This window comes from Ulvibacterium sp., assembly GCF_028285715.1.
In the GTDB taxonomy this organism is placed as follows: Bacteria; Bacteroidota; Bacteroidia; order Flavobacteriales; family Flavobacteriaceae; genus Ulvibacterium.
Map to the genome: position 1 here is coordinate 746681 of NZ_JANQOO010000017.1, position 20087 is coordinate 766767.

The 20087-nt window shown below is 41.7% G+C and carries 15 protein-coding genes and 1 tRNA gene; 13 read left to right on the top strand and 3 right to left on the bottom strand.

Going from position 1 to position 20087, the window contains the following annotated elements; translation table 11 throughout:
* Window positions 1-89: 89 nt before the first annotated feature.
* Genes Q0993_RS10310 through Q0993_RS10340 form a run of 7 tightly spaced genes read left to right on the top strand, consistent with a single transcriptional unit; the run spans window position 90 to window position 8750 of the window.
* A complete protein-coding gene (locus Q0993_RS10310; protein WP_299532541.1) occupies window positions 90-728 on the top strand; it encodes a TetR/AcrR family transcriptional regulator in 639 nt (212 codons plus the stop codon).
* Window positions 729-774: 46 nt separating this feature from the next.
* Complete coding sequence (locus tag Q0993_RS10315; RefSeq protein ID WP_299532543.1) at window positions 775-1437, top strand: DUF2461 domain-containing protein; 663 nt, start codon at window positions 775-777, stop codon at window positions 1435-1437.
* Window position 1438: 1 nt separating this feature from the next.
* Window positions 1439-2611: an adenylate/guanylate cyclase domain-containing protein gene (locus tag Q0993_RS10320; RefSeq protein WP_299532545.1), complete on the top strand. Its 1173-nt coding sequence runs from the start codon at window positions 1439-1441 to the stop codon at window positions 2609-2611.
* A gap of 38 nt (window positions 2612-2649) precedes the next feature.
* Window positions 2650-3789 (top strand): HlyD family efflux transporter periplasmic adaptor subunit, encoded by a 1140-nt coding sequence (locus Q0993_RS10325; protein ID WP_299532547.1) that lies wholly within the window; start codon window positions 2650-2652, stop codon window positions 3787-3789.
* Window position 3790: 1 nt separating this feature from the next.
* Entirely contained in the window at window positions 3791-6934 is a 3144-nt protein-coding gene (locus Q0993_RS10330; protein ID WP_299532549.1) for an efflux RND transporter permease subunit, read from the top strand.
* An 11-nt stretch (window positions 6935-6945) separates the two neighbouring features.
* Window positions 6946-8289, top strand: a complete 1344-nt coding sequence (locus tag Q0993_RS10335; RefSeq protein WP_299532551.1) for a TolC family protein — start codon at window positions 6946-6948, stop codon at window positions 8287-8289.
* Between the two features lie 17 nt (window positions 8290-8306).
* Complete coding sequence (locus Q0993_RS10340; protein WP_299532554.1) at window positions 8307-8750, top strand: hypothetical protein; 444 nt, start codon at window positions 8307-8309, stop codon at window positions 8748-8750.
* Between the two features lie 204 nt (window positions 8751-8954).
* Here Q0993_RS10340 and Q0993_RS10345 read toward each other — a convergent pair.
* Window positions 8955-9036 (bottom strand) — tRNA-Leu (locus Q0993_RS10345).
* A gap of 133 nt (window positions 9037-9169) precedes the next feature.
* Between Q0993_RS10345 and Q0993_RS10350 the strand changes: the two genes are divergently transcribed.
* The 6 genes from Q0993_RS10350 to Q0993_RS10375 all read left to right on the top strand — a co-directional run bounded on the left by Q0993_RS10350 (window position 9170) and on the right by Q0993_RS10375 (window position 17111).
* Window positions 9170-10558, top strand: coding sequence for a dipeptidase (locus Q0993_RS10350; RefSeq protein WP_299532556.1), 1389 nt, complete (start codon window positions 9170-9172; stop codon window positions 10556-10558).
* A gap of 159 nt (window positions 10559-10717) precedes the next feature.
* Window positions 10718-11083 carry a BlaI/MecI/CopY family transcriptional regulator gene (locus tag Q0993_RS10355; protein ID WP_299532558.1) on the top strand — a complete coding sequence of 122 codons (366 nt, stop codon included), beginning with the start codon at window positions 10718-10720 and terminating at the stop codon, window positions 11081-11083.
* Between the two features lie 2 nt (window positions 11084-11085).
* The gene (locus Q0993_RS10360) at window positions 11086-12993 is read left to right on the top strand and encodes a M56 family metallopeptidase (protein ID WP_299532560.1); all 1908 of its coding nucleotides are present in this window, start codon (window positions 11086-11088) and stop codon (window positions 12991-12993) included.
* Between the two features lie 63 nt (window positions 12994-13056).
* On the top strand, window positions 13057-14118 hold the full coding sequence (locus Q0993_RS10365; protein ID WP_299532563.1) for a serine hydrolase: 1062 nt from the start codon (window positions 13057-13059) through the stop codon (window positions 14116-14118).
* 10 nt (window positions 14119-14128) lie between these two features.
* The gene (locus Q0993_RS10370) at window positions 14129-15841 is read left to right on the top strand and encodes a hypothetical protein (protein WP_299532566.1); all 1713 of its coding nucleotides are present in this window, start codon (window positions 14129-14131) and stop codon (window positions 15839-15841) included.
* Window positions 15842-16010: 169 nt separating this feature from the next.
* Entirely contained in the window at window positions 16011-17111 is a 1101-nt protein-coding gene (locus Q0993_RS10375) for a DUF4407 domain-containing protein (RefSeq protein ID WP_299532568.1), read from the top strand.
* 7 nt (window positions 17112-17118) lie between these two features.
* On the opposite strand, the gene Q0993_RS10380 is transcribed toward Q0993_RS10375, so the two are convergent.
* Together Q0993_RS10380 and Q0993_RS10385 are read right to left on the bottom strand one after the other, a co-directional pair.
* Window positions 17119-18939, bottom strand: coding sequence for a DUF5060 domain-containing protein (locus tag Q0993_RS10380; RefSeq protein WP_299532570.1), 1821 nt, complete (start codon window positions 18937-18939; stop codon window positions 17119-17121).
* Between the two features lie 49 nt (window positions 18940-18988).
* Window positions 18989-19990, bottom strand: coding sequence for a metal-dependent hydrolase (locus Q0993_RS10385; RefSeq protein WP_299532572.1), 1002 nt, complete (start codon window positions 19988-19990; stop codon window positions 18989-18991).
* Window positions 19991-20087 lie beyond the last annotated feature (97 nt).

Below are 20087 nucleotides of genomic sequence, written 5' to 3' on the forward strand. Positions count from 1 at the left end.
AAGAATCGAATTTATAATGACAGTGGACGTGTTTAATTTTATCTTAAAATAATTAAACATTTAAAAATTTATTTATACATTTGCCCAAAATGACCAACAGTCAATTTAAAATGGTGGCTACTAAAAAGCATCTTAAACCAGCTTCTAGAAGAGAGCAAATTATTAATGCCGCTGACCTTGTCTTATTGGATGTCGGCGTTAAAGACTTCACGATTGATAAGGTTGTTGAATATCTTGGTATTGCAAAAGGCACCGTTTACAAGTATTTCCAAAGTAAGGACGACGTTTTGGCCGAGGTAAGTACAAAAGCGCTTAATCAGTTGTTGAATTACTTTAAGATGAGCGAGCGCAATAGTCCTGATGGCCCAGAAAAAACAAAAGCCGTAATTATGTCCTGCTATCATTACAGCAAAGACTATCCCAAATATTTTGAGCTCATCGTGTACCTGGAGCGCCCAGAATTTAAAACATCAGCCGAATCACATCGTAAGGCCAGTACTAAAATTCAAGAATTTTTTATTGGGCATATAGAGCTTCAAAAAGAACAAGGTTATTTTAAAAAAAATATAAATCCGATGATGATGAATTACCTGTGTTGGGGAAGCAGCATGGGCGTAATGCAATTCCTAGATTCAAAAAGAGCATTTTTGGAACAAGAACAAAACATCTCACAAGAAGAATTGATGACTTCTTTTGTGGAAGTGTTTGTAAATGGAATGACAAAATAATTTTTTTAACCAATAATGACTAACAGTCATTTTAAAATATCAGTATATGAGTGGAAAGGAATATATCTTCAAATTTTTACAGGACCTCACGGAGAATAACTCAAAAGATTGGATGGAAGCTAATAAAGAGCGTTACAACCAGTCCAAGACATATTGGTTAAAAGAGGTTGAATCAATGCTGAAGCGCTTGTCAAAGCACGATAAACATTTTGAAAAGTTTTCTCCCAAGGACACGATCATGCGAATCAACAATAACAGGATGTTTCACCCTGATTTACCAATCTATAAAAATCACTTTGCCTTTTCTCCCATGACCAAAAAAGACGGGTATGCACGTTTGTTCTTCTCTTTCAGCCCATTTGAATCCTACATAGGAGGCGGTTTATGGAGACCTCAAAAAGAAATCTTGGATGAGGTCAGGGCCGCCATCGTATATGAAGGTGAAATTCTTCACGATGCCATAAATGATGACGCTTTTATGTCCTTCTTTGGCGGGCTACAAGAGGATACCCAAAAGTTAAAAAAACCTCCAAGAGGTTATGATAAAAACCATGAATACGTTGAGTTGTTGAAGTATAAAAACTTCAGTACGGGTATTCATCCAACTAAGGAATATTTAATCAAAAATGACTTGGCCGATGTAGCAGAAGAGGTTTACCTAAAACTTAAGCCAATGAACGATTTTTTCCAAAGGGCTTTGTTTGAGTAAAATGAGATCTTTTAAAAACCATATCGTCCTTTCCATCATGGCCGTCACTGCCACCAATGTGTATTTTCTAATGTGGTGCCTCCTTGACCAACATGCTGTTGAACAAAAGATTACGACCAATCTTGACTTTTATGAATTCATGGCCATCACAAATGGGGCACTCATTATTATATCCCTTTTTAGCATAACCTACAAAAATCTGGGGGATACCATCTTGGAATGGGGCTACTCCAATGCATTTCGGTTTGTGGTCCTGATCTTGCTTTCGATCTTCATTTTCGCTTTGGCCTGTATCTTCCTCTTAGCTATTCATTTCCATATAAATGCCAGTTACAGTGTTACCAACGCTATTTCGAATACCGTATTAAGTCCTTTTTTCGGCTCATTGATAGTCTTTTTTTCACTGGTGAGCATCCTTATGTTTTTTATATCAAATCTAGAACGTCGTTCGGGTAATATGTTTCGATTAATGTCCCAGTCTATGGGAAATTCGCTAAAACCCAAACTTGTCCGGCGCGGCTTTATGTTTATTGACCTGAATGACGCTACCAGTCTAGCTGAGAAGCTTTCCAGTCAGCATTATGCCAACCTGCTAAGGGATTGTTTTCGACTTCTGAATGAGCTTGTGGACGTTTCGCCCTTTGAAATTTACCAGTACGTAGGTGATGAGGCGGTAATTACCTGGGAGATGGATATTTCCAATGCCGATTTAAAAGCACTCCAACTTTTTGCAGATTTTAAAGCTTATCTGGAAGAAAACAAGGAGGCATTCAAAAAAGGCTATGGCACCCAACCCAAATTCAAGTGTTCCATCCACAGTGGTGAGGTCGTACAAAGCGAAATAGGGAAAGAGGTGAGGCACCTCGTTTATCATGGTGATGTTCTAAACACCGCGTCTAGATTATTGTCGCAATGCCATGACTACCACACAGATGTCATCATCTCCAAGGGTTCGGTTTCCAATATTAAGAACGTAGCGGAAAAATACGATTTAAACCTTATGGTATGTGATAATCTAAAAGGAAAGGAAAACAGCATTGAAGCCTTCGTTGTCACCCCAAAGGACAATGCCGCAACAGAAAACACAAGTGAAACGATCACTTTTTTTTTAGCATCCAAAGTGACTGTTGGTCATTTTATAAATAACGAATCCAAAGTATTGTTTAAACAATAACATAAGTAAAACACATCTAGAAATTAATAAAAAGTAACATGAGAAAACTAAACATCATTAAAATGAGGCTTATGCTTGCTGGCATAGGTCTAATGGGCATTGCCTGTGGGAGTACAGCGGAAAAAGAATCCTCGGAACCACAGGAAGGGGAACCAGCCAACAACTCTCAAAGTACCGTTCAGGTCATTAGAAAATCCGACCTAAAGTTGCAAACGGTCAAAAATGAGAACGTCACCACCTATTTGCCCATTACAGGAAGGGTAATCCCTAAAAATTCCACACAACTGGTAGCCGAAGTGCAGGGGCGTATTCTTCTTGGTGTAAAGTCCTTTAAGGAAGGGACGTCATTTGGCAAGGGACAAACATTACTGCGTATTGATAGCCAAGAATTTGCCCTTACTTTGGAGTCACAGAAAAATACTTTCTTAAATATCCTTACGGGTATGATGCCCGACTTAAAGGCCGATTACCCGGATAATTATCAAAATTGGCTCAATTACGTTTCCAACTATAAAACTGGGGGTGCTTTACCTGAATTACCCCAAACTACCTCAGATTCCGAAAAGTATTTTGTGACCTCCAGGCAAGTGTATAATACCTACTATTCCATAAAAGCACAAGAAGAGCGGTTGAGCAAGTTCACATTAAAAGCTCCCTATAGCGGCTCTTTATCATCTACCTTGGTAGACAATGGTGGTTTGGTTTCGCCAGGTCAACCTTTGGGAACGTTCATTAGCAATCAGGTATATGAAATAGAGTCTGCGGTAAGCTTAAAACTTGCCAATGCCTTAAAAGTGGGGCAAAAAATAGAATTCAATAGCAAGGAACTGAACAAAATCTTTACCGCTATGGTTGTTCGGATCAATGATATTGTAGACCCGAACACACAAAACATCCCTGTTTTCCTAAGTGTAAAGGATAAAGCTTTGCGCAGCGGCATGTACCTAGAAGGAAGGGTACCATCCAAAACCTATGAAAACGCGATGTCCATTCCCATTGATATTCTGGAAAGGGACAATACGGTGCACATCTTACAGAATGGGGTGATCAAAAAACAGGAAGTGTTCATAATGAATACTGGTATGGACCAAGTAACCGTACGTGGTTTAGTGGACAATTCACAACTAGTACTTACCACTTTTGAAAACCCTATTTCGGGTTTAAAAATTACAAAATAAGATGAAGAAACTAATTACGTATTTAATCCAGAAACCACGTCTTACAAACCTTTTTGTGGGTCTTATCGTTATTCTCGGTCTCCTGACGGTGATGAATATGAGGTCCAACTTTTTACCGGGCGAACCAGTAAGCTTTATTAGTGTAAACGTGGTATATCGCGGTGCCTCACCACAGGAATTGGAAACGGATGTTGTCAATAAAATTGAAGATAACCTTGATGGATTAAAGGGAGTGCGAAGGGTCACCTCTACCTCCAAAGAAAGCTTTGCCAATGTTCGTGTCGAAATTCTGGACGATGCGGACCCGAACGAAGTGCTACAGGACGTAACCAATGCAGTTGATCGTATTACCACCTTTCCACCTGAGGTTGAAAGTCCAACTATACTCAAGGAAGAGATTCTGAACTATACGATGACGGTTGCCATTTCAGGCAGCAAGAGTTTGAATGAACTTAAGGATTATGCCAAAAACATTAAGGACGAGTTGTTGTATTCGCCACAGTTGTCGCAGATTTTCCTTTCAGGTTTTCCCGAAGAAGAAATAGAGGTAAGCTTTAGGGAAAGCGACCTCAGGACCTACAAGATTACTTTTGACGAGGTAAATGCAGCTATTCAACGCGAGAATATCAAAGCCTCTGGAGGAAAATTAAAAACTGGAAACGAAAACATCTTGCTACGGTTAGACAACAGAGCTTATAGTGCAAAGGGACTACGTGATATTATCGTGAAAACAACTGCAGATGGAAAAGTAATCCGCCTAGAAGATGTGGCCCAAGTGAAAGACCGATTTGCAGATAAACCAGACCGCTCTTATATTAATGGAAAGGAAGCCGTTATATTAAAGGTATTTTCCCGGGCGGAGGAAGATATTCTGGAAAATTCAGAATATGTGGTCAATTATCTCAACACTTTCAATAAAACTCATGAAGGCATCAAGGCGGAGATAATCGAGGACAAAAGCATATCCCTTAATGATGCTATAGGCACGCTACAAAACAATGCATGGCAGGGAATTTTATTGGTGCTTATTGTTTTAGGGCTTTTTCTTAATCCTAGGGTGGCATTTTGGGTGGCATTTAAAATTCCGGTGGCATTGTTGGGTATGTTCATCCTATCCAACTTTTATGATTTGACCATCAATCAGGTTTCCCTTTTTGGGATGATAGTGGTCCTTGGTGTAATCGTAGATGACGGTGTGGTAGTGGCGGAGAACATTTATCAGAAATATACGGACGGTGCAAGCGCACTTAACGCTGCCATAAAGGGAACCCTCGAAGTCGTCCCGGCTATCATAGCTTCATTGGCCACTACGGCACTTGCTTTTTCCTTGTTCTTTTTTCTGGATGGCCAGCTCGGTGATTACTTCAGTGATATTTCTTTCGTAGTCTGCGCTACCTTGCTTATTGCATTTATGGAAACGGTTTTTATCCTTCCCATCCATATTGCCCGTTCAAAAGCATTGACCAAAGAAGATAGACCCTGGAAACTCACTCAAAAAACGAACAACTCATTACTATGGTTTAGGGACAAAATCTATATGAAAGCCATTGGGTTTTTTGTTCGTATCCCGGTTTCCGGTATTGTTTTGGTTATCCTGTTGATGGTTGTTACCGTAGGTGCAATGAGTGCTGGTTTGATAAAAGGAACTTTCTTCCCTACAATTGACCAAGATGTAATAACCGCAAAAATTGAATTGCCATTGGGAACCGATGAATCAATAACCAACAAGAAGTTACAGCAAATAGAAAATGCTATCTGGAAAGTAAACGAAGACTATACCGGCAAACGTGAAGATGGCCAAGATGTCATAAAATATACGGAGCGGGTCGTTGGTCCAAATTCCGATGAAGGCTTAGTGAACATCTATATGATGGAAGGTGATAAACGTGGTATTCTCAGTTTTGAAATTGCCGATGCCATACGCCAGGAAGTGGGTGACATACCAGAAGCCACAAATCTTTCTTATGGAAGCATCGCAGTTTTTGGAAAACCCGTTTCAATCGCGTTACTAGGCACCAATTTTGAAGAAGTGCGCGATGCAAAAAAAATGCTTCGTGAGTACTTAACCAATAGGAATGACCTTAAGGATGTCACTGACACAGATAAAGTTGGAATGCCCGAATTAGAGATGGAATTGACATCAAAAGCCCGATTCCTGGGACTTTCAGAAGGACAAGTGTTTAATCAGATACGTAAAGGATTCTTTGGGCTCGAAGCCCAAAGTTTGCAGCGCGGTGATGAAGAAGTAAAGGTATGGCTTCGCTATGACGAAGCAGATCGTAAACGTCTTGACCAACTGGAAAATGCACGTTTTATTACTCCATCGGGCGCCTCATATCCGTTTGGTGAGATAGCCACCTTTTCACAAAAAGATGGTGTTAGGGAAATTAACCACCAAAATGGTATTCGGGAGGTTCGCGTTGAAGCGGATGTCGCCAGTCTTTTAACCTCTGTACCCGCTGTCCTTGCAGAGGCCGAAGCTACCATTCTCAAGGATATTCAAGAAAAATATCCCAATCTGCGCTATACTTTGGAAGGAGAAGCCCGTTTGAGCGGCGAAACCCAGTCCAGCAGTCAGGGACCCTCCACTATTGTATTGATCCTTCTGATAGCCATAATTTTATTTAGCTACCGTTCTTTCAGTAAAGCCATTACCATTCTAGCAATGCTACCTTTCGCCTTTATTGGAGTTGCTTGGGGTTCATTTTTTCACGGGATCCCAGTAAGTATTTTTTCAATATTGGGAATGATTGCCCTTTGGGGTATTCTTATCAACAACGGGCTGGTTCTTATTTCAACATATAATGATCTATTAAAAACGGATAGGAATTTCAAAGAAGCCCTGAAAGAGGCCTCAATATCCCGTTTTCGACCGATAGTCCTTACAACAATCACAACGGTCTTTGGACTTGCGCCCTTACTTCTCAACAATTCGGTAAGTGCCCAATTCTTAAAGCCTACTGCAGTTGCAATTGCCTATGGACTCATTTTTGGGACCGTACTTACGCTGATTTTTTTGCCTTCTGTATTGACCCTAGTGAATAATCTTAAATTATTATATCACAAACGCCTAAGGGGTAAAAAGTACATCACGGTTACCGAACTGGATATAGAGCTACGGGAAAAACAGAACATATTATCATAATCCAAAAAACAATGAAGAACTATTTATATAAATGGACATTGGTCCTGTGTGCTTTTGCGAAAACAGTCACGTTCTCCGCGCAAGATCGGCCAAAGGAAACCTTGTCTTTGGAGCAGGCTATTGCTTTATCATTGGAAAACAATCAGTCCATACAAATTGAGCAAAAGCTCGTTACCATAACCGAGGAACAAGTAAGTATTGGCAATGCAGGCCTGTTGCCTACATTGAATTTGATAGGTGAGGCCAACTATACCAACAATGAAACGGACCTAACGATTCGCACCTTTCAACCGCCACCAAATCCAGCTACGGTGAATTTTGACGAAAACGGCGTAACGTCAACCACCATCTCTGGTGTTGTACAGGCGGACTATACAATCTTCGCGGGTTTTAGCGGGCGATATCGCTATAAGTTATTGAAGAACCAGAACAGTATTGCAAAATACCAGCAGCAAGCTATCATTAACAATACTGTTTTGGAAGTTAGCACTTTGTTTTTAGAAATAGCAAAGTTGCAACGACGCCAGGAACTATTGGAGAAAAACATCCAAATAACAGAGGACAGAAAGGAACGCTTCAAAGACAAGAAGCTGTTTGGACAAGCCACAGGATTGGATGTTTTGAATGTAGAGAGCAATGTAAACCGAGACCAAACCCAATTGGACCAAATACTTCTGGCCAAGAACACCCTCAAGCGGAGTCTCAATTTTTTGATTGGTTATGAGCCGGAGCGCAGGTATTGGGTCTCTGTAACATACACTATTGACGAATTGCAGTCACCTGAAACAATAAAAGCAGAAATTGTAGCCAATAACCCTAGTCTTTTATTGGTAAAAGAAGGCATTCATAGTGCTAAAAACGAAATAGGTTTGGCAAGATCACGAAACCTACCAAGATTGGGCGTGTTTGCCAACTATGGTTATTTTAATCAAGAAAATGATCTGCAGCAGTTGGCCGAAATCACAAACTTGGGTTACATGGTTGGCGGTCGCTTAACCTTCAACATTTTTAATGGTGGGCAAACCAAGACAGCCATCAAGACAGCAAAATTAAATAAGGAAGTAAATGAACTACAAGAAATACAGCTGGCCGATAGGCTTATCACAGATGCTATCACAGAAATCAACCGGATTGAGATTTTAAAAACACAATTGGTAAGAGAAAAGGGAAATCTACTCACATTTCAGGAGGCCTATAATAGGACGGAGGAACGTTTCAGAAATGGCACTGTGACCAATCTGGATTTACGGGATGCGCAAACCGCCCTCTTAAATGCTGAGATTGTTATTGCGGAGCTTCAAGCTGATTTAATGAAAGCCCATATTACCATAAATGCGCTAAAGGGAAAGATTTAAATACAAACCACAAAGAAATGTCTACAAAAACAAAGATAGACTTTGCGAGGAAAACCATAAAACGATTCATTCAGAATGATTATGCAAGATTATGGACAAAACATAGTAAAGAAACCCCAGATCGATTTGCCGATGATGGCGTATACTTTAACTCCAGCAGATTTCCAGAAATAACCCCAGGGCTACATAAGACCAAGAAGTCAGTACCTACCAAGATACAAACCCTCAACGCATTTTTGCAGAGGGTCAGCCCAAGTTCTCAATCCATTTTGGATGCCCAAATCTTTAAGACCTCAAATTTTAATACCAATGTTTTTGGTAATTATGCAGTGGTACTTTTTGATTTGGTCATTGGGCTAAAACTGGAGAATGCGAAGATGGTTACAGTTGAAATGATAGTTGCCCAAACGCTTATTTTAACGCATAATGGTTGGCGAATAGTCAACGAAGATGTGTCTTAACTCAATTTTTAGAAGCTTTATAAACAATAAATCCAGATAAATTTTGTAAAAAATGTTGAATCCCAAGGGGACTACAGGATTATCCCTTAGATAGGCTTGCTACTGAGCTACATTTATAGAAATTGGATTGCCCGTCCAATTAAAAAAGGCTAAATACGTTGCCCATATAAAAAAGCCTCTCAAGATTGAGAGGCTTTCTCCTTGTGCGGGCGGAGAGACTCGAACTCTCACACCTCGCGGCACTAGATCCTAAGTCTAGCGTGTCTACCAATTCCACCACGCCCGCAATTCAAATCATTTCTTTACGGCTCTATTCCGTAAAAGGACTGCAAATATAAAGCAAAATTCCTTTTCCCTAAATAATTCGATAGGCAAAAACTTCTTTTTTGTAACTTCGACTTAAACTCAACTCCAGGCCCATGGATGATATTGCGAGCTACATTGAACAAAACAAGGAACGTCTCCTAAATGAACTTAGCCAACTCCTTAAAATCCCATCCGTAAGCGCGGACTCAGCCTTTTCCCAAGATGTCATTGACATGTCGGAAGCGATTAAAACAGCTTTGGAAGAAGCGGGCTGCGATCAAGTGGAGATTTGCGATACCGAAGGCTATCCTATTGTTTATGGTGAAAAAATAGTAGACCCTTCCCTACCTACCATTTTGGTATACGGCCACTACGATGTACAACCACCAGACCCCTTGGACCTATGGAACTCGCCTCCATTTGAACCCGTTATCAAAGAAACCGAGTTACATCCCAAAGGTGCCATTTTTGCCCGGGGATCCAGTGATGACAAAGGACAAATGTACATGCATGTAAAAGCCTTGGAGTTTATGGTAAAAACCGGTCAATTACCTTGTAATGTTAAATTTATGATTGAGGGTGAGGAAGAGGTAGGGAGCAATAGTCTTACGACCTTCGTTACCGAAAACAGGGAAAAACTGGCCAATGACATCATTTTAATATCGGATACTGGAATGATCGCCCCTGACGTACCTTCCATCACCACAGGACTTCGTGGGTTGAGCTATGTTGAAGTCGAGGTTACAGGACCAAATCGTGATTTGCATTCCGGACTTTATGGGGGTGCCGTGGCCAATCCGATCAATATCCTTACCAAAATGATAGCTTCACTCCATGATGACAATAACCATATTACCATTCCCGGATTTTATGATAAGGTAGAAGAACTCCCACAAGCCGAGCGTATGGAAATGGCCAAGGCTCCCTTTAATCTGGAGGAATACAAAAAAGCCTTGGACATCGACGCCGTTTATGGCGAGGAGGGATTCACCACTAATGAACGGAATTCCATTAGGCCAACGCTGGATGTAAACGGCATATGGGGCGGGTATATCGGCGAAGGGGCCAAAACCGTAATTGCCAGTAAGGCCTATGCCAAGATTTCAATGCGATTGGTACCCCAGCAGGATTGGACGGAAATCACCGAACTTTTTAGCAAGCACTTTAAGTGTATCGCCCCTAAGGGGGTACAGGTAAAGATTACCCCGCATCACGGGGGACAGGCCTATGTTATGCCCATAGACCATATAGGATATCAAGCTGCGGCCAAGGCGTATGAAACAACCTTTGGAACCCCGCCAGTTCCCCAACGCGGCGGTGGTAGTATTCCCATCGTGGCCTTATTTGAAAAAGAGCTGGAAAGTAAGACAGTCCTTATGGGATTTGGTCTGGACAGTGACGCCATTCATTCCCCGAATGAACATTTTGGGGTTTGGAACTACCTTAAAGGTATTGAGACCATACCTTATTTTTATCGTTATTTTACCGAAATGAATCGGTAGCCAATTTCCGTTTAAATCAATAGCGGCGGGCCATGCAGTCTTATTGGCACTACCAAGTCCAAGTTGGGTTGGCTACTAAAAACTAATTTTATACTCTACATTTGTAGAATTAAAAAAATTATTCTATGTTTGTAGAGATAATTCTAATTTTGTAGAACAATGCAACTATCAAAAGCCGAGGAGGAATTGATGAATATACTCTGGAAGCTAAAAAAGGCTTTTATGAAGGATCTTTTGGACGCCTACCCTGAACCAAAACCGGCAACAACTACAGTCGCTACGCTTTTAAAACGAATGACGGACAAAGGATTTGTGGCCTATACCCCTTTCGGACGGTCCCGCGAATACTATCCCACCGTAAAGAAAAAAGAATATTTTTCCCGCCATGTCAATGGGCTCATCAAAAACTTTTTTAACGACAGCCCTGGTCAATTTGCATCATTCTTTACTCAGGAAACGGGACTTAGCAAAGAAGAGTTGGAGGATTTAAAGCAATTGATAGATCAAGAAATTAAAAAGAAGTAGTTATGTTGGTATACTTTTTAAAATCAAGTGCATGCCTTGCTTTTTTCCTGCTTTTTTACAAAATCTTTTTGGAGCGGGAAAAAATACATGTTTTTAAACGCTTTTACCTCTTAATATCCTTGGTATTGGCCTTTGGCATTCCTTTGATCACCTTTACGGAATATATCGAAGTTACAACCGGGAACGCAAAAAATACGTTGGATATCACTTCCAATGCGCAAGGGGCGTCCGAAACGATTACATCCGGTCTACGTACTTTCTACATACCTTTATTCCTTTGGACCATCTATCTTCTGGGAGCATTGTTTTTTACTCTTCGGTTTGCAAGGAATCTATTCGAGATTGTTCACCGCATTCGAAGCAATCCGAAGCTCAAAACAAAAAATAGCATACACGTGCTCCTTTGGGAAAAAATCGTTCCCCATACTTTTTTTAACTACATTTTCTTGAGTAAGACCCGGGTTGAAGCGCAGCAAATCCCAAGGGAAGTCTTGCTGCATGAGGAAACCCACGTCAGACAAATTCATAGTTTGGATATTGTTCTTGTAGAGTTATTGCAAATATTCTTTTGGTTTAACCCGTTGCTTTTGATCCTAAAAGGTGTTATTAAACTGAACCACGAGTTTTTGGCGGATCAAGCAGTTCTGGACCAGGGTACTCCCCCTCCGTCATATCAAAATATGCTTTTGGCCTATACATCGGACTCAGGTTATGGAAACCATCGATTACCTATGGCCAACGCCATTAATTATTCATCAATCCACTTGACCGTATTCGGTAAAAAGATTACGATTTCCAGCCAATACGCACAAGTTAAAAAACGATTCAACATCATGAAAAGACAAACTTCAAAACGAACAGTCTTACTTAAAAGCACACTGGTATTACCTCTGCTGGCCCTATTGCTCTATGGCTTTAGCGGTAAAAAAGTCATCCAAACGGCGATTCCCGATGCGACACCAACGCCCATGGAAAGCATCCGAGAAAATCTAACCTGGGACACGTTTCAAGAATACAATGCCTTGGCCAAAAAGTACAATAATCCGGCCATGGATGAGCGGGATGTAAAAACCAAGGACATACTGCGTATGGAACACATCTACCACAGAATGTCCAAGGTTCAGAAAACCAATGCCGAACCTCTCCCCAGATTTGCCAATCCCCTTCAGGAATCACAGGAAGGTGCGACTGAAGAACAAGTTGCACAATACAATGCCTTGGCCAAAAAATACAATACGATGATCGACACTCAGGAAAACATCTTTATCAAGAAGTCCGATATAGAGCTTTTGGAATATCTGTACAGTATTATGACCGAAGATCAAAAAAGCGCGGCGGAACCTTTTCCTGATTTTCCAGAACCTCCCGAACCTCCTGTACCACCAGTACCAACCGTAGATGAAGTAGTGGAAATACAGAAAGAAGTGGAAAAGCTGGCTTCCTTATTGGAAGAACGGGAAGTGGACATAGATGTGAACCAAGATGTGAATGAAATGATAGAGGTAGACATCGAAATAAATGGAAAGCAAAAGCAAATGAAGCAAGCTGCAATTGCATTGGAAAAACAACGAGGCAAGATGGAAAAGGAGTCCCTGAAATTACAGAAACAAGCACAGAAAATGGAAAAACAGGGTAAATTGATGGAAAAGGAATCTCAGGAACTGCAAAAGCAGGCCCGGAAATTGGAGCAAAATATTCCACCCCCACCTCCTCCGCCAGAACCTGAATCACCCTTGGAATTCATCAAGAAAATGAAGAAAAAGAATGCTATCTTTTATCATGAAAGGAAAAAAATATCTGCCGACCAAGCCATTGAACTGCTAAAAAGCAGTGATCACATCAAGATCAACTCAAAAGGTTCAAAAGGGAATAGGCCCATTGTAGAAATATCCGCAAGCCTTTCCCAATAGTATACTAATCCTATAACCTTACTTATGTTTTTGACAATAACAAAGAAGTTATCCTGGTTAGCTATGCTCTTAGTTTTGGGATTCTCCAATCCTAAAGTGACTCCCCAAAAACTCCAAACAAACCCGTCCTTTTTGAATATAGGTCTGCAAAAGTACCTACAGTCTTTGGAGAAAAAGGGGTTCTCTGGAACCATTCTTATAGCAAAAAAAGGGGAGATCATAGTGCATAACGCCTATGGTATGAGCGATAAATCCAGGGGGTTAAAAAATGGCAAAAAAACCATTTATGATATTGGTTCGGTCACAAAACAGTTTACCGCGGCCGCCATTCTAAAACTGGAGATGCACAAAAAACTGTCGGTAAACGACCCAATCTCAAAATACTTCGTGGAAATCCCCATGGACAAAAAGGAAATTACCATCCACCATCTTTTGACCCATACCTCCGGTTTAGTCGCAAGTATAGGTAGTGATTATGAGGAAATCAGCGAGAAGGATTTCTTACATCGAGTTTTCGCATCACAACTGAAATCCGACATAGGGGAAAAATTCAGATACTCCAATATAGGTTATAGCCTATTGAGTATTATAATTGAAAAAGTAAGCGGTATGGGGTATGAGACCTTTCTAAACAAAGAACTCTTTCGTCCCTCAGGAATGCAAAATACAGGGTATAGATTACCTAACTGGGATTCCAATAGCATTGCGAAAGGATATTCCAAAAAGCGGGAACATAAAAAACCCAATGAAGAGCACTGGGGCAAGGATGGCCCTTTTTTGAACCTTATGGGAAATGGCGGCATCCTATCCAATGCCGAAGATCTCTTTAAATGGCATACCGCACTTCTGGGCAATGCTATATTGGACAAAAAAGCCAAGGAAAAGTACTTTTATCCCCATATACCGGAAGATGCCAGTGGAGAATCCTTCTATGCCTATGGTTGGGTACACATGCCTTTTGGCCCCGGAAGGACGGCTATTTGGCACAATGGTGGCAACGGCATATTCTTTGGCGATTTTTGGCGATTTGTACAGGAAGATGTAGCAATCATTGTCATGTCCAATAAGTATAGAAGGGCCAAGGACGATGTCATTGCCGAAAAAATCTCAACGATCATTTTATAGTAATACCATCATGATAAACGCAGTTTCCCGTTTGCTTCTTTACGGTATCCTCTATTGCTGTACGGCAATGGCCCAAGAGTCGTCACTTTCCATTTCAGAACCCTATGGTAGTCACACTGTTGGGTTTCGAACATGGAACACCTTTGATAAATCCCGCAGCTTTTCCTTGGATAGCGGCCGTTCAGATTCGGGACCGCATAAAACCGTTTACAGGCCCATACAGGTATGCGTATGGTATCCCGCGGAGGCCGTAGGTCTAGACCCGATGAAATACACAGAGTATTTCTTTCTCATGGCGCATGAGACAGGAAAAACGGCACTGTCCAAGACCTTAAAGGATAGTCTAATGGACAACTTCCTTAAAATTGAGCCAGTGGATCTAAAAACCCTTGAAAAGGAATTGAAAGTAAACATGAGGGGTATAAAAGAGGCTCCTCCGAAAACAACACAAAAGTTCCCTGTTCTGATTTATGGCCCAAGCTGGTCATCCTCCGCCTATGAAAATGCATTGCTTGCCGAATTTCTTACTAGTCACGGTTATGTGGTTATCTCCAGCCCAAGTGTAGGCCCTGAAAGACGGGAAATGCCAATTTCCAGAATTGGTGTGGAGACCCAGGCCCGGGATATGGAATTTCTATTTAGTATTTTGGAAACGTTGCCCAACGCCGACACGGACAGGATAGCCATTGGCGGATTTAGCTTGGGCGGATTGTCCAATGTACTGATGATGGCCCGAAATTCCTCGGTAGATGCCTGGATCGGTATCGATCCCAGTATACATGAGGCCTATGATTTCTTTGAGGATTCCCCTTATGAGGACTACAGGCGCTTTTCAAAGCCCTCATTGTTCATCAATTCCCTGGGCTATATGAACGAACTGCCCTTTTTCGATAAATTGGTTTACAGCGATGCCTATATGGTCAACCTACCTCAACTGGAGCACACGGATCTGGCGTCGCAATTCATAAAGCTTTTTGGCTCAAATGATACTACGGAAAATGTAGCCATAAAAGTGAAGGGATATAACCTAATGACCCAATATATATTGGGATTTCTTAACGGGGTATTCCGGGATAAGCTTGATTATGGGGACATGACCCGGCAACACTTCAATACAAGTAACACAGACCCTTCCTTTGTACAGATAAGAGCCAAAAAAGGACTGCCCAAGGTGGATGTACTTTTTAATCAATATATGGAGGGCAAGGTAACGAATCTGGTTTCATTTTTGGACGCATCCTTGTCCAAGGAACCCTATATTCCCTATCCGGAGGCCGATTTGCAAAAGTTGATCTTTCTTGTTGCAGAAAAGGATGGGGTATCCGCAGCAAAAGAGCTTATGGCCTGGTATCAATCCAATTATAAGACAGCTTTTCATAGCAAAGTTCTGAAACATGTAACCTTTGATAAAATGCTGGACTTGTTTTTGGAAGTATACCGGAGAAATGAAAAATGCGACTTCGATTATTATGAATTGAACCATACCGCACAACTATTGTCCATGGGAGGTAAAGGGGAGGAATCCCTAGACTATTTTATTCTGAACACCCAATTGCATCCAACCAATTACCAGGCTTATTTTAATCTGGGCATCGGCTATTTTAGAATGGAAGATTTTGGAAATGCCAAGTTTAATTTTAAGAAATGTCTGGACTTAAATCCTGACGAACGGTTTAAGGGGCTAGCCAATGACTTCCTTTCCAAATTACAGGGTAACAAATAAAACCTGTTTCACCTTTATCCGGATAGGCACCTATCTTCTATGCCTGGTTAAAGCAAACAAAATCATAAATTATGTCCTGTAGCCCTGATTTCTCGCCAATTGTTGTAACATTTCATTGAAAATCACGTTCTAACAGAGAAATCAAAATCATCGATCAAATCAGAACACTATGCTACAACGTTTTTTTATCCTCTGCTCAGGGGCGGACACCTCTATTCTAAAAACTTGTTCCCAAGGTGAACAGAACAAATACGCCGGAATAGGCGCCACCGTTTTCTTTACCGCTGTAATGGCCTTTATTGCCAGTAGTTATGCCCTCTATACCGTTTTTGACAATGTGTATACCGCTATTTTCTTCGGGCTTATCTGGGGACTACTGATCTTTAATCTAGATCGATTTATCGTTTCCACTATCAAAAAGCGCAACAGTTTTGGGAGCGAGCTCTTACAAGCAACGCCTAGAATTTTGCTGGCCATTATTATTGCAGTAGTCATCTCAAAACCCTTGGAAATGAAGATTTTTGAAAAGGAAATCAACCAAGTGTTGTTGGAAGAAAAAAATGAAATGACCTTGGCCAATAAACAACAATTGGCACAGCAATACACACCGACCATTGAAAAGTTAAATGAAGATATTGCTGCATTAAAAAATGAAGTCGGTACGAAACAGGCCGAAACCGATGCACTTTATGACATTTACATTTCAGAGGCCGAGGGAAGGGCAGGAACCATGCTTTTGGGCAAAGGTCCCGTATATAAGGAGAAACGTGAAAAGCATGATGCCGCTTTGGCCGAGCTTCAACAATTGAAGCAGGACAATAGTGAAAAAATCAAGTCTCTGGAAGGGCAAATTGAGGCATTAAACCTTGAGTACAACGAGGTTGTAAAAAATTCCCAGCCTATTATCGATGGTTTTGATGGGCTTATGGCCCGTATAAATGCCTTGGGCAAATTACCCTGGTTCCCTTCATTCTTCATTTTCCTTTTGTTTTTGGCCATTGAGACCGCTCCGATCATTGCCAAGTTATTGGCGCCAAAGGGTGAATATGACCTAAAATTGGAGGATGAGGAAAGTGTCGTTAAGACTTGGGTGATGCAAAAAGTGGAACAACGGGAAAAAATCTTGGCCACGGATACCGCCCTAAACGAAAAAATATATGGTGAGATCGAAGAGGAAGAGGCGGTCTATGCCTACAAGAAGCAGAAAGCCGAAGAGCTTTTGAAACTTCAGGCCGATGCTTTCCACGACCTACAGGTGAAGAGCTTATAGCCCGTAATTACCGGGTTCGTAAAAGGACCACCCAATCCTGTTTGTCTTCATTAGGGGGAAGCCCCAATTCTTGAATTGCGCCTCCCTGAATGGTTTTAATCGACCCTTGTTGCAGTTCCCCACCGTTTAAGGGATCGTACCAATGTAAGGTATATTCCCCTTGCACCCCACTTAAATCGATAGTATAGGGTTTAAAATCGGGTAGATAAGCTGCATAGGTTTCCGCCGTTTTTCGAAAACAATAGGCCTCTTTTGAGTTGATCAATCCGTGTTCAGGTCCCATTTCCCAATACGGCAAATACGTCCTGAAGAAGTGCAGGGCATAGTCCGTGATTTCCCACAAACGATCCCGCGAACGCCAATCCTCGGTATTCAGATCATGATAGCGACTGTTTGCCCCAAAATACCATTCCACGCCGGCCGCTCCCGAAAATAAGGTACCCCACAATACATAGCGCCTTAATGTATCGTGGTTTCCGTCCAAGGAATCCGACCGCGCTCCCGTGTGCCACATCCCGATTTCATCCATGGTGATCATCCATTCATTATTGGCTTGGCGTGATCTGTTCTTCCAAGTTTCCACAACTTCAGCGGCCCCTTCACGCTTATCCACCTGTAATGACAATCCATCGAGATCGGTAAAACCAACGATGGAGTCCAGAACGTTGGTGCGGGCCGGTTCATGGGAATGGGTATGCAAGAGAATAGGATGGTCATAGGGGTCTATCTTTGTAATAAAACGGGTCATTTCCTTGCGCTGTTCATCGGTCTGGGCAATGGGTGTAAAATCCGCGGGGCCGTTTTCTTCCCCCAGATTGAAATTCATTCCGAGATGATGCCCAAACCGCGCGAGAAGTTCCCTTAAGTATAGTTGTCGTGAAGGACCGGTATCTCCACCATCCCACATGGTTTCGTTTTCAGTTTCCTGTAGCACCATATGGAGCAAAATCCCTTTGGATTGCATGTGCTGAAACGCGATTTCCCACTGTTCCAATTTGCTTACGTCAAATCGGTTAAAATCATTCGGGGATACATAGGGCCATACATCCTTTCCATCACCTTTGATATTGTTCGTCAAGAAATAAACTACGTTCATTCCCTTGGAAGCCAAGTAATTTAAAGCACCGATTAAGCCTTTGCCCTTACCATTTTGCCAAGTAGGGTCGCCTTCCTTCCAATCCTTAAGATGAGGTGTATAGCTATGAATGGTGTCATTCGTTTTTGCCTCCCCGTCATCATTGGAAGTCTGCATGCGATAGGTGCCATCAAAATCCTTGTAGGCCAGCAAGTTTTCCGGGCTATTGGCACCCCCTTTGATCCAATACTCGCCGGAGCCCTTAAATTGAAAATAGCCATTTGATGTTACGAGACGGCCATGAGCTCGAAAATCTTCTCCATTTTTATCCGAGGGCACTACCTTAAAATCGCCCTTGGCATTCGTTATTTCCACTGGGGTCCCATCATTGGAATTATCGCTTAAGGCTATATTTTCACCATTGTGCAATGTGGCGATATAACTCCACTCGCCCTCTCGCTCCGGTGTAAACCGTACTTGCCAAATATTTCCGGAATCCGCACTGGTTTCGGCCGCATTGCCATCCGCAGCGTAAAATCCAGGTACCGTATACTGGTCTTCGCCATTTTTAAAAGTTACCAACAATCGATAGTTCAAAAAGGGATTCTCGTCAGCTCCTTCAGCGGTTTCAGGGCCTTCAAAGGACAAGGTAACCGTATGCCATTGTTTGTATTCCGCTATAGCCTTTTTGTCTTCCCTTTCACCACAGGAAAGAAATAGCAGCATCGATATCAGTAAAAATGAGTTTTTCATGGCTCCGGGTTGTTTTGGTATGCGCATTAAGATACTGAAAAATGGGTTACTAATTTCCCCAAATCCTTAGCCAGAGTGCCCCAAGAAGATTTTTGGCATCGGTTCTGAATTTTGGAATCTCTTCTACCATAACCTCGTTCCCTTTTGGAATGATACGGTAGCTGAATGCAAAGCGTTCTTCTTCGGAATCCAAGCTGATTAAACCAAAACGCAAATCATTAAAAAACAATTGATCATTCTTTTTGGTTATCGTATACCAACCTTCTACAATACGTTTTAAGCGCTCTATCTTGTTATCGGTAGTCAAACTACCCAAAAGCTGATGATTTTTGGGATAGGAAGAAAACTGTATAGGTTGGGAATCAAAAAATGAATAACTGCCCATCAAATAGGCATCCCGCGTTTCTACATTGGCGGCCCATAGTATTGAATTAAATGGGGTTGGACGGGTATCCAGGGCGATGTAATCTATCCCCTGTTCCTTCAAGTCATTGGCAAACTTGGCATAGGCCAGTCCTTTTAAGACCAATGTCAATAGCAGATAGCCACTACTAATCAGCAATCCTAAACGGTTGTACTTTGATCTTTTGGGCGATGTGCGTTTTTGAAACAGAACAAGTATTACAAACACTAAAAAGGGAAGGGTATACAAGGGATCGATAACAAAAATAGTTTGAAAGGCTAGCCGTACATCAAAAGGCCAAAACAATTGGGTACCCCAAGTGGTAAACGCATCCAATATAGGGTGGGTAAACAATCCCCAAAACATAAGTCTGGACCAATCCCGCCATGTGGCATCGGATTTTCTCTCTATTCTCGAAATAAGCCAGCCAAAAATCGGAGCAAATAGTAACGAAAAGAAAATGGAATGGCTAAATCCGCGATGCCATTCGATGGCAGTAACCGTGTCCGTAAAATTACGTGAAAGCACATCCAGATCCGGTATCGTACCCGCAATAGCCCCGTAAAGCAAGGCCTTATTGCCCACTTTTTTACCAAGAACCGCCTCGCCGACCGAAGCTCCAAGAACAATTTGTGTAAGTGAATCCATTTTCTAAATTCTAATTCATGAAGTAGGTCCTAGAGCAAGGTTTGGTGCTTCGACTGCGCTCAGAATGACATATCTGATGTATGATGAAATTGATAAA

Bases quoted from the DNA above. Each gene is read 5' to 3' on its own strand.
- Q0993_RS10320 (WP_299532545.1), top strand. From the start codon at position 1,439: ATGAGATCTTTTAAAAACCATATCGTCCTTTCCATCATGGCCGTCACT.
- Q0993_RS10335 (WP_299532551.1), top strand. From the start codon at position 6,946: ATGAAGAACTATTTATATAAATGGACATTGGTCCTGTGTGCTTTTGCG.
- Q0993_RS10380 (WP_299532570.1), bottom strand. From the start codon at position 18,939: ATGAAAAACTCATTTTTACTGATATCGATGCTGCTATTTCTTTCCTGT.
- Q0993_RS10325 (WP_299532547.1), top strand. From the start codon at position 2,650: ATGAGAAAACTAAACATCATTAAAATGAGGCTTATGCTTGCTGGCATA.
- Q0993_RS10365 (WP_299532563.1), top strand. From the start codon at position 13,057: ATGCTCTTAGTTTTGGGATTCTCCAATCCTAAAGTGACTCCCCAAAAA.
- Q0993_RS10385 (WP_299532572.1), bottom strand. From the start codon at position 19,990: ATGGATTCACTTACACAAATTGTTCTTGGAGCTTCGGTCGGCGAGGCG.
- Q0993_RS10315 (WP_299532543.1), top strand. From the start codon at position 775: ATGAGTGGAAAGGAATATATCTTCAAATTTTTACAGGACCTCACGGAG.
- Q0993_RS10355 (WP_299532558.1), top strand. From the start codon at position 10,718: ATGCAACTATCAAAAGCCGAGGAGGAATTGATGAATATACTCTGGAAG.
- Q0993_RS10375 (WP_299532568.1), top strand. From the start codon at position 16,011: ATGCTACAACGTTTTTTTATCCTCTGCTCAGGGGCGGACACCTCTATT.
- Q0993_RS10370 (WP_299532566.1), top strand. From the start codon at position 14,129: ATGATAAACGCAGTTTCCCGTTTGCTTCTTTACGGTATCCTCTATTGC.
- Q0993_RS10350 (WP_299532556.1), top strand. From the start codon at position 9,170: ATGGATGATATTGCGAGCTACATTGAACAAAACAAGGAACGTCTCCTA.
- Q0993_RS10360 (WP_299532560.1), top strand. From the start codon at position 11,086: ATGTTGGTATACTTTTTAAAATCAAGTGCATGCCTTGCTTTTTTCCTG.
- Q0993_RS10310 (WP_299532541.1), top strand. From the start codon at position 90: ATGACCAACAGTCAATTTAAAATGGTGGCTACTAAAAAGCATCTTAAA.
- Q0993_RS10340 (WP_299532554.1), top strand. From the start codon at position 8,307: ATGTCTACAAAAACAAAGATAGACTTTGCGAGGAAAACCATAAAACGA.
- Q0993_RS10330 (WP_299532549.1), top strand. From the start codon at position 3,791: ATGAAGAAACTAATTACGTATTTAATCCAGAAACCACGTCTTACAAAC.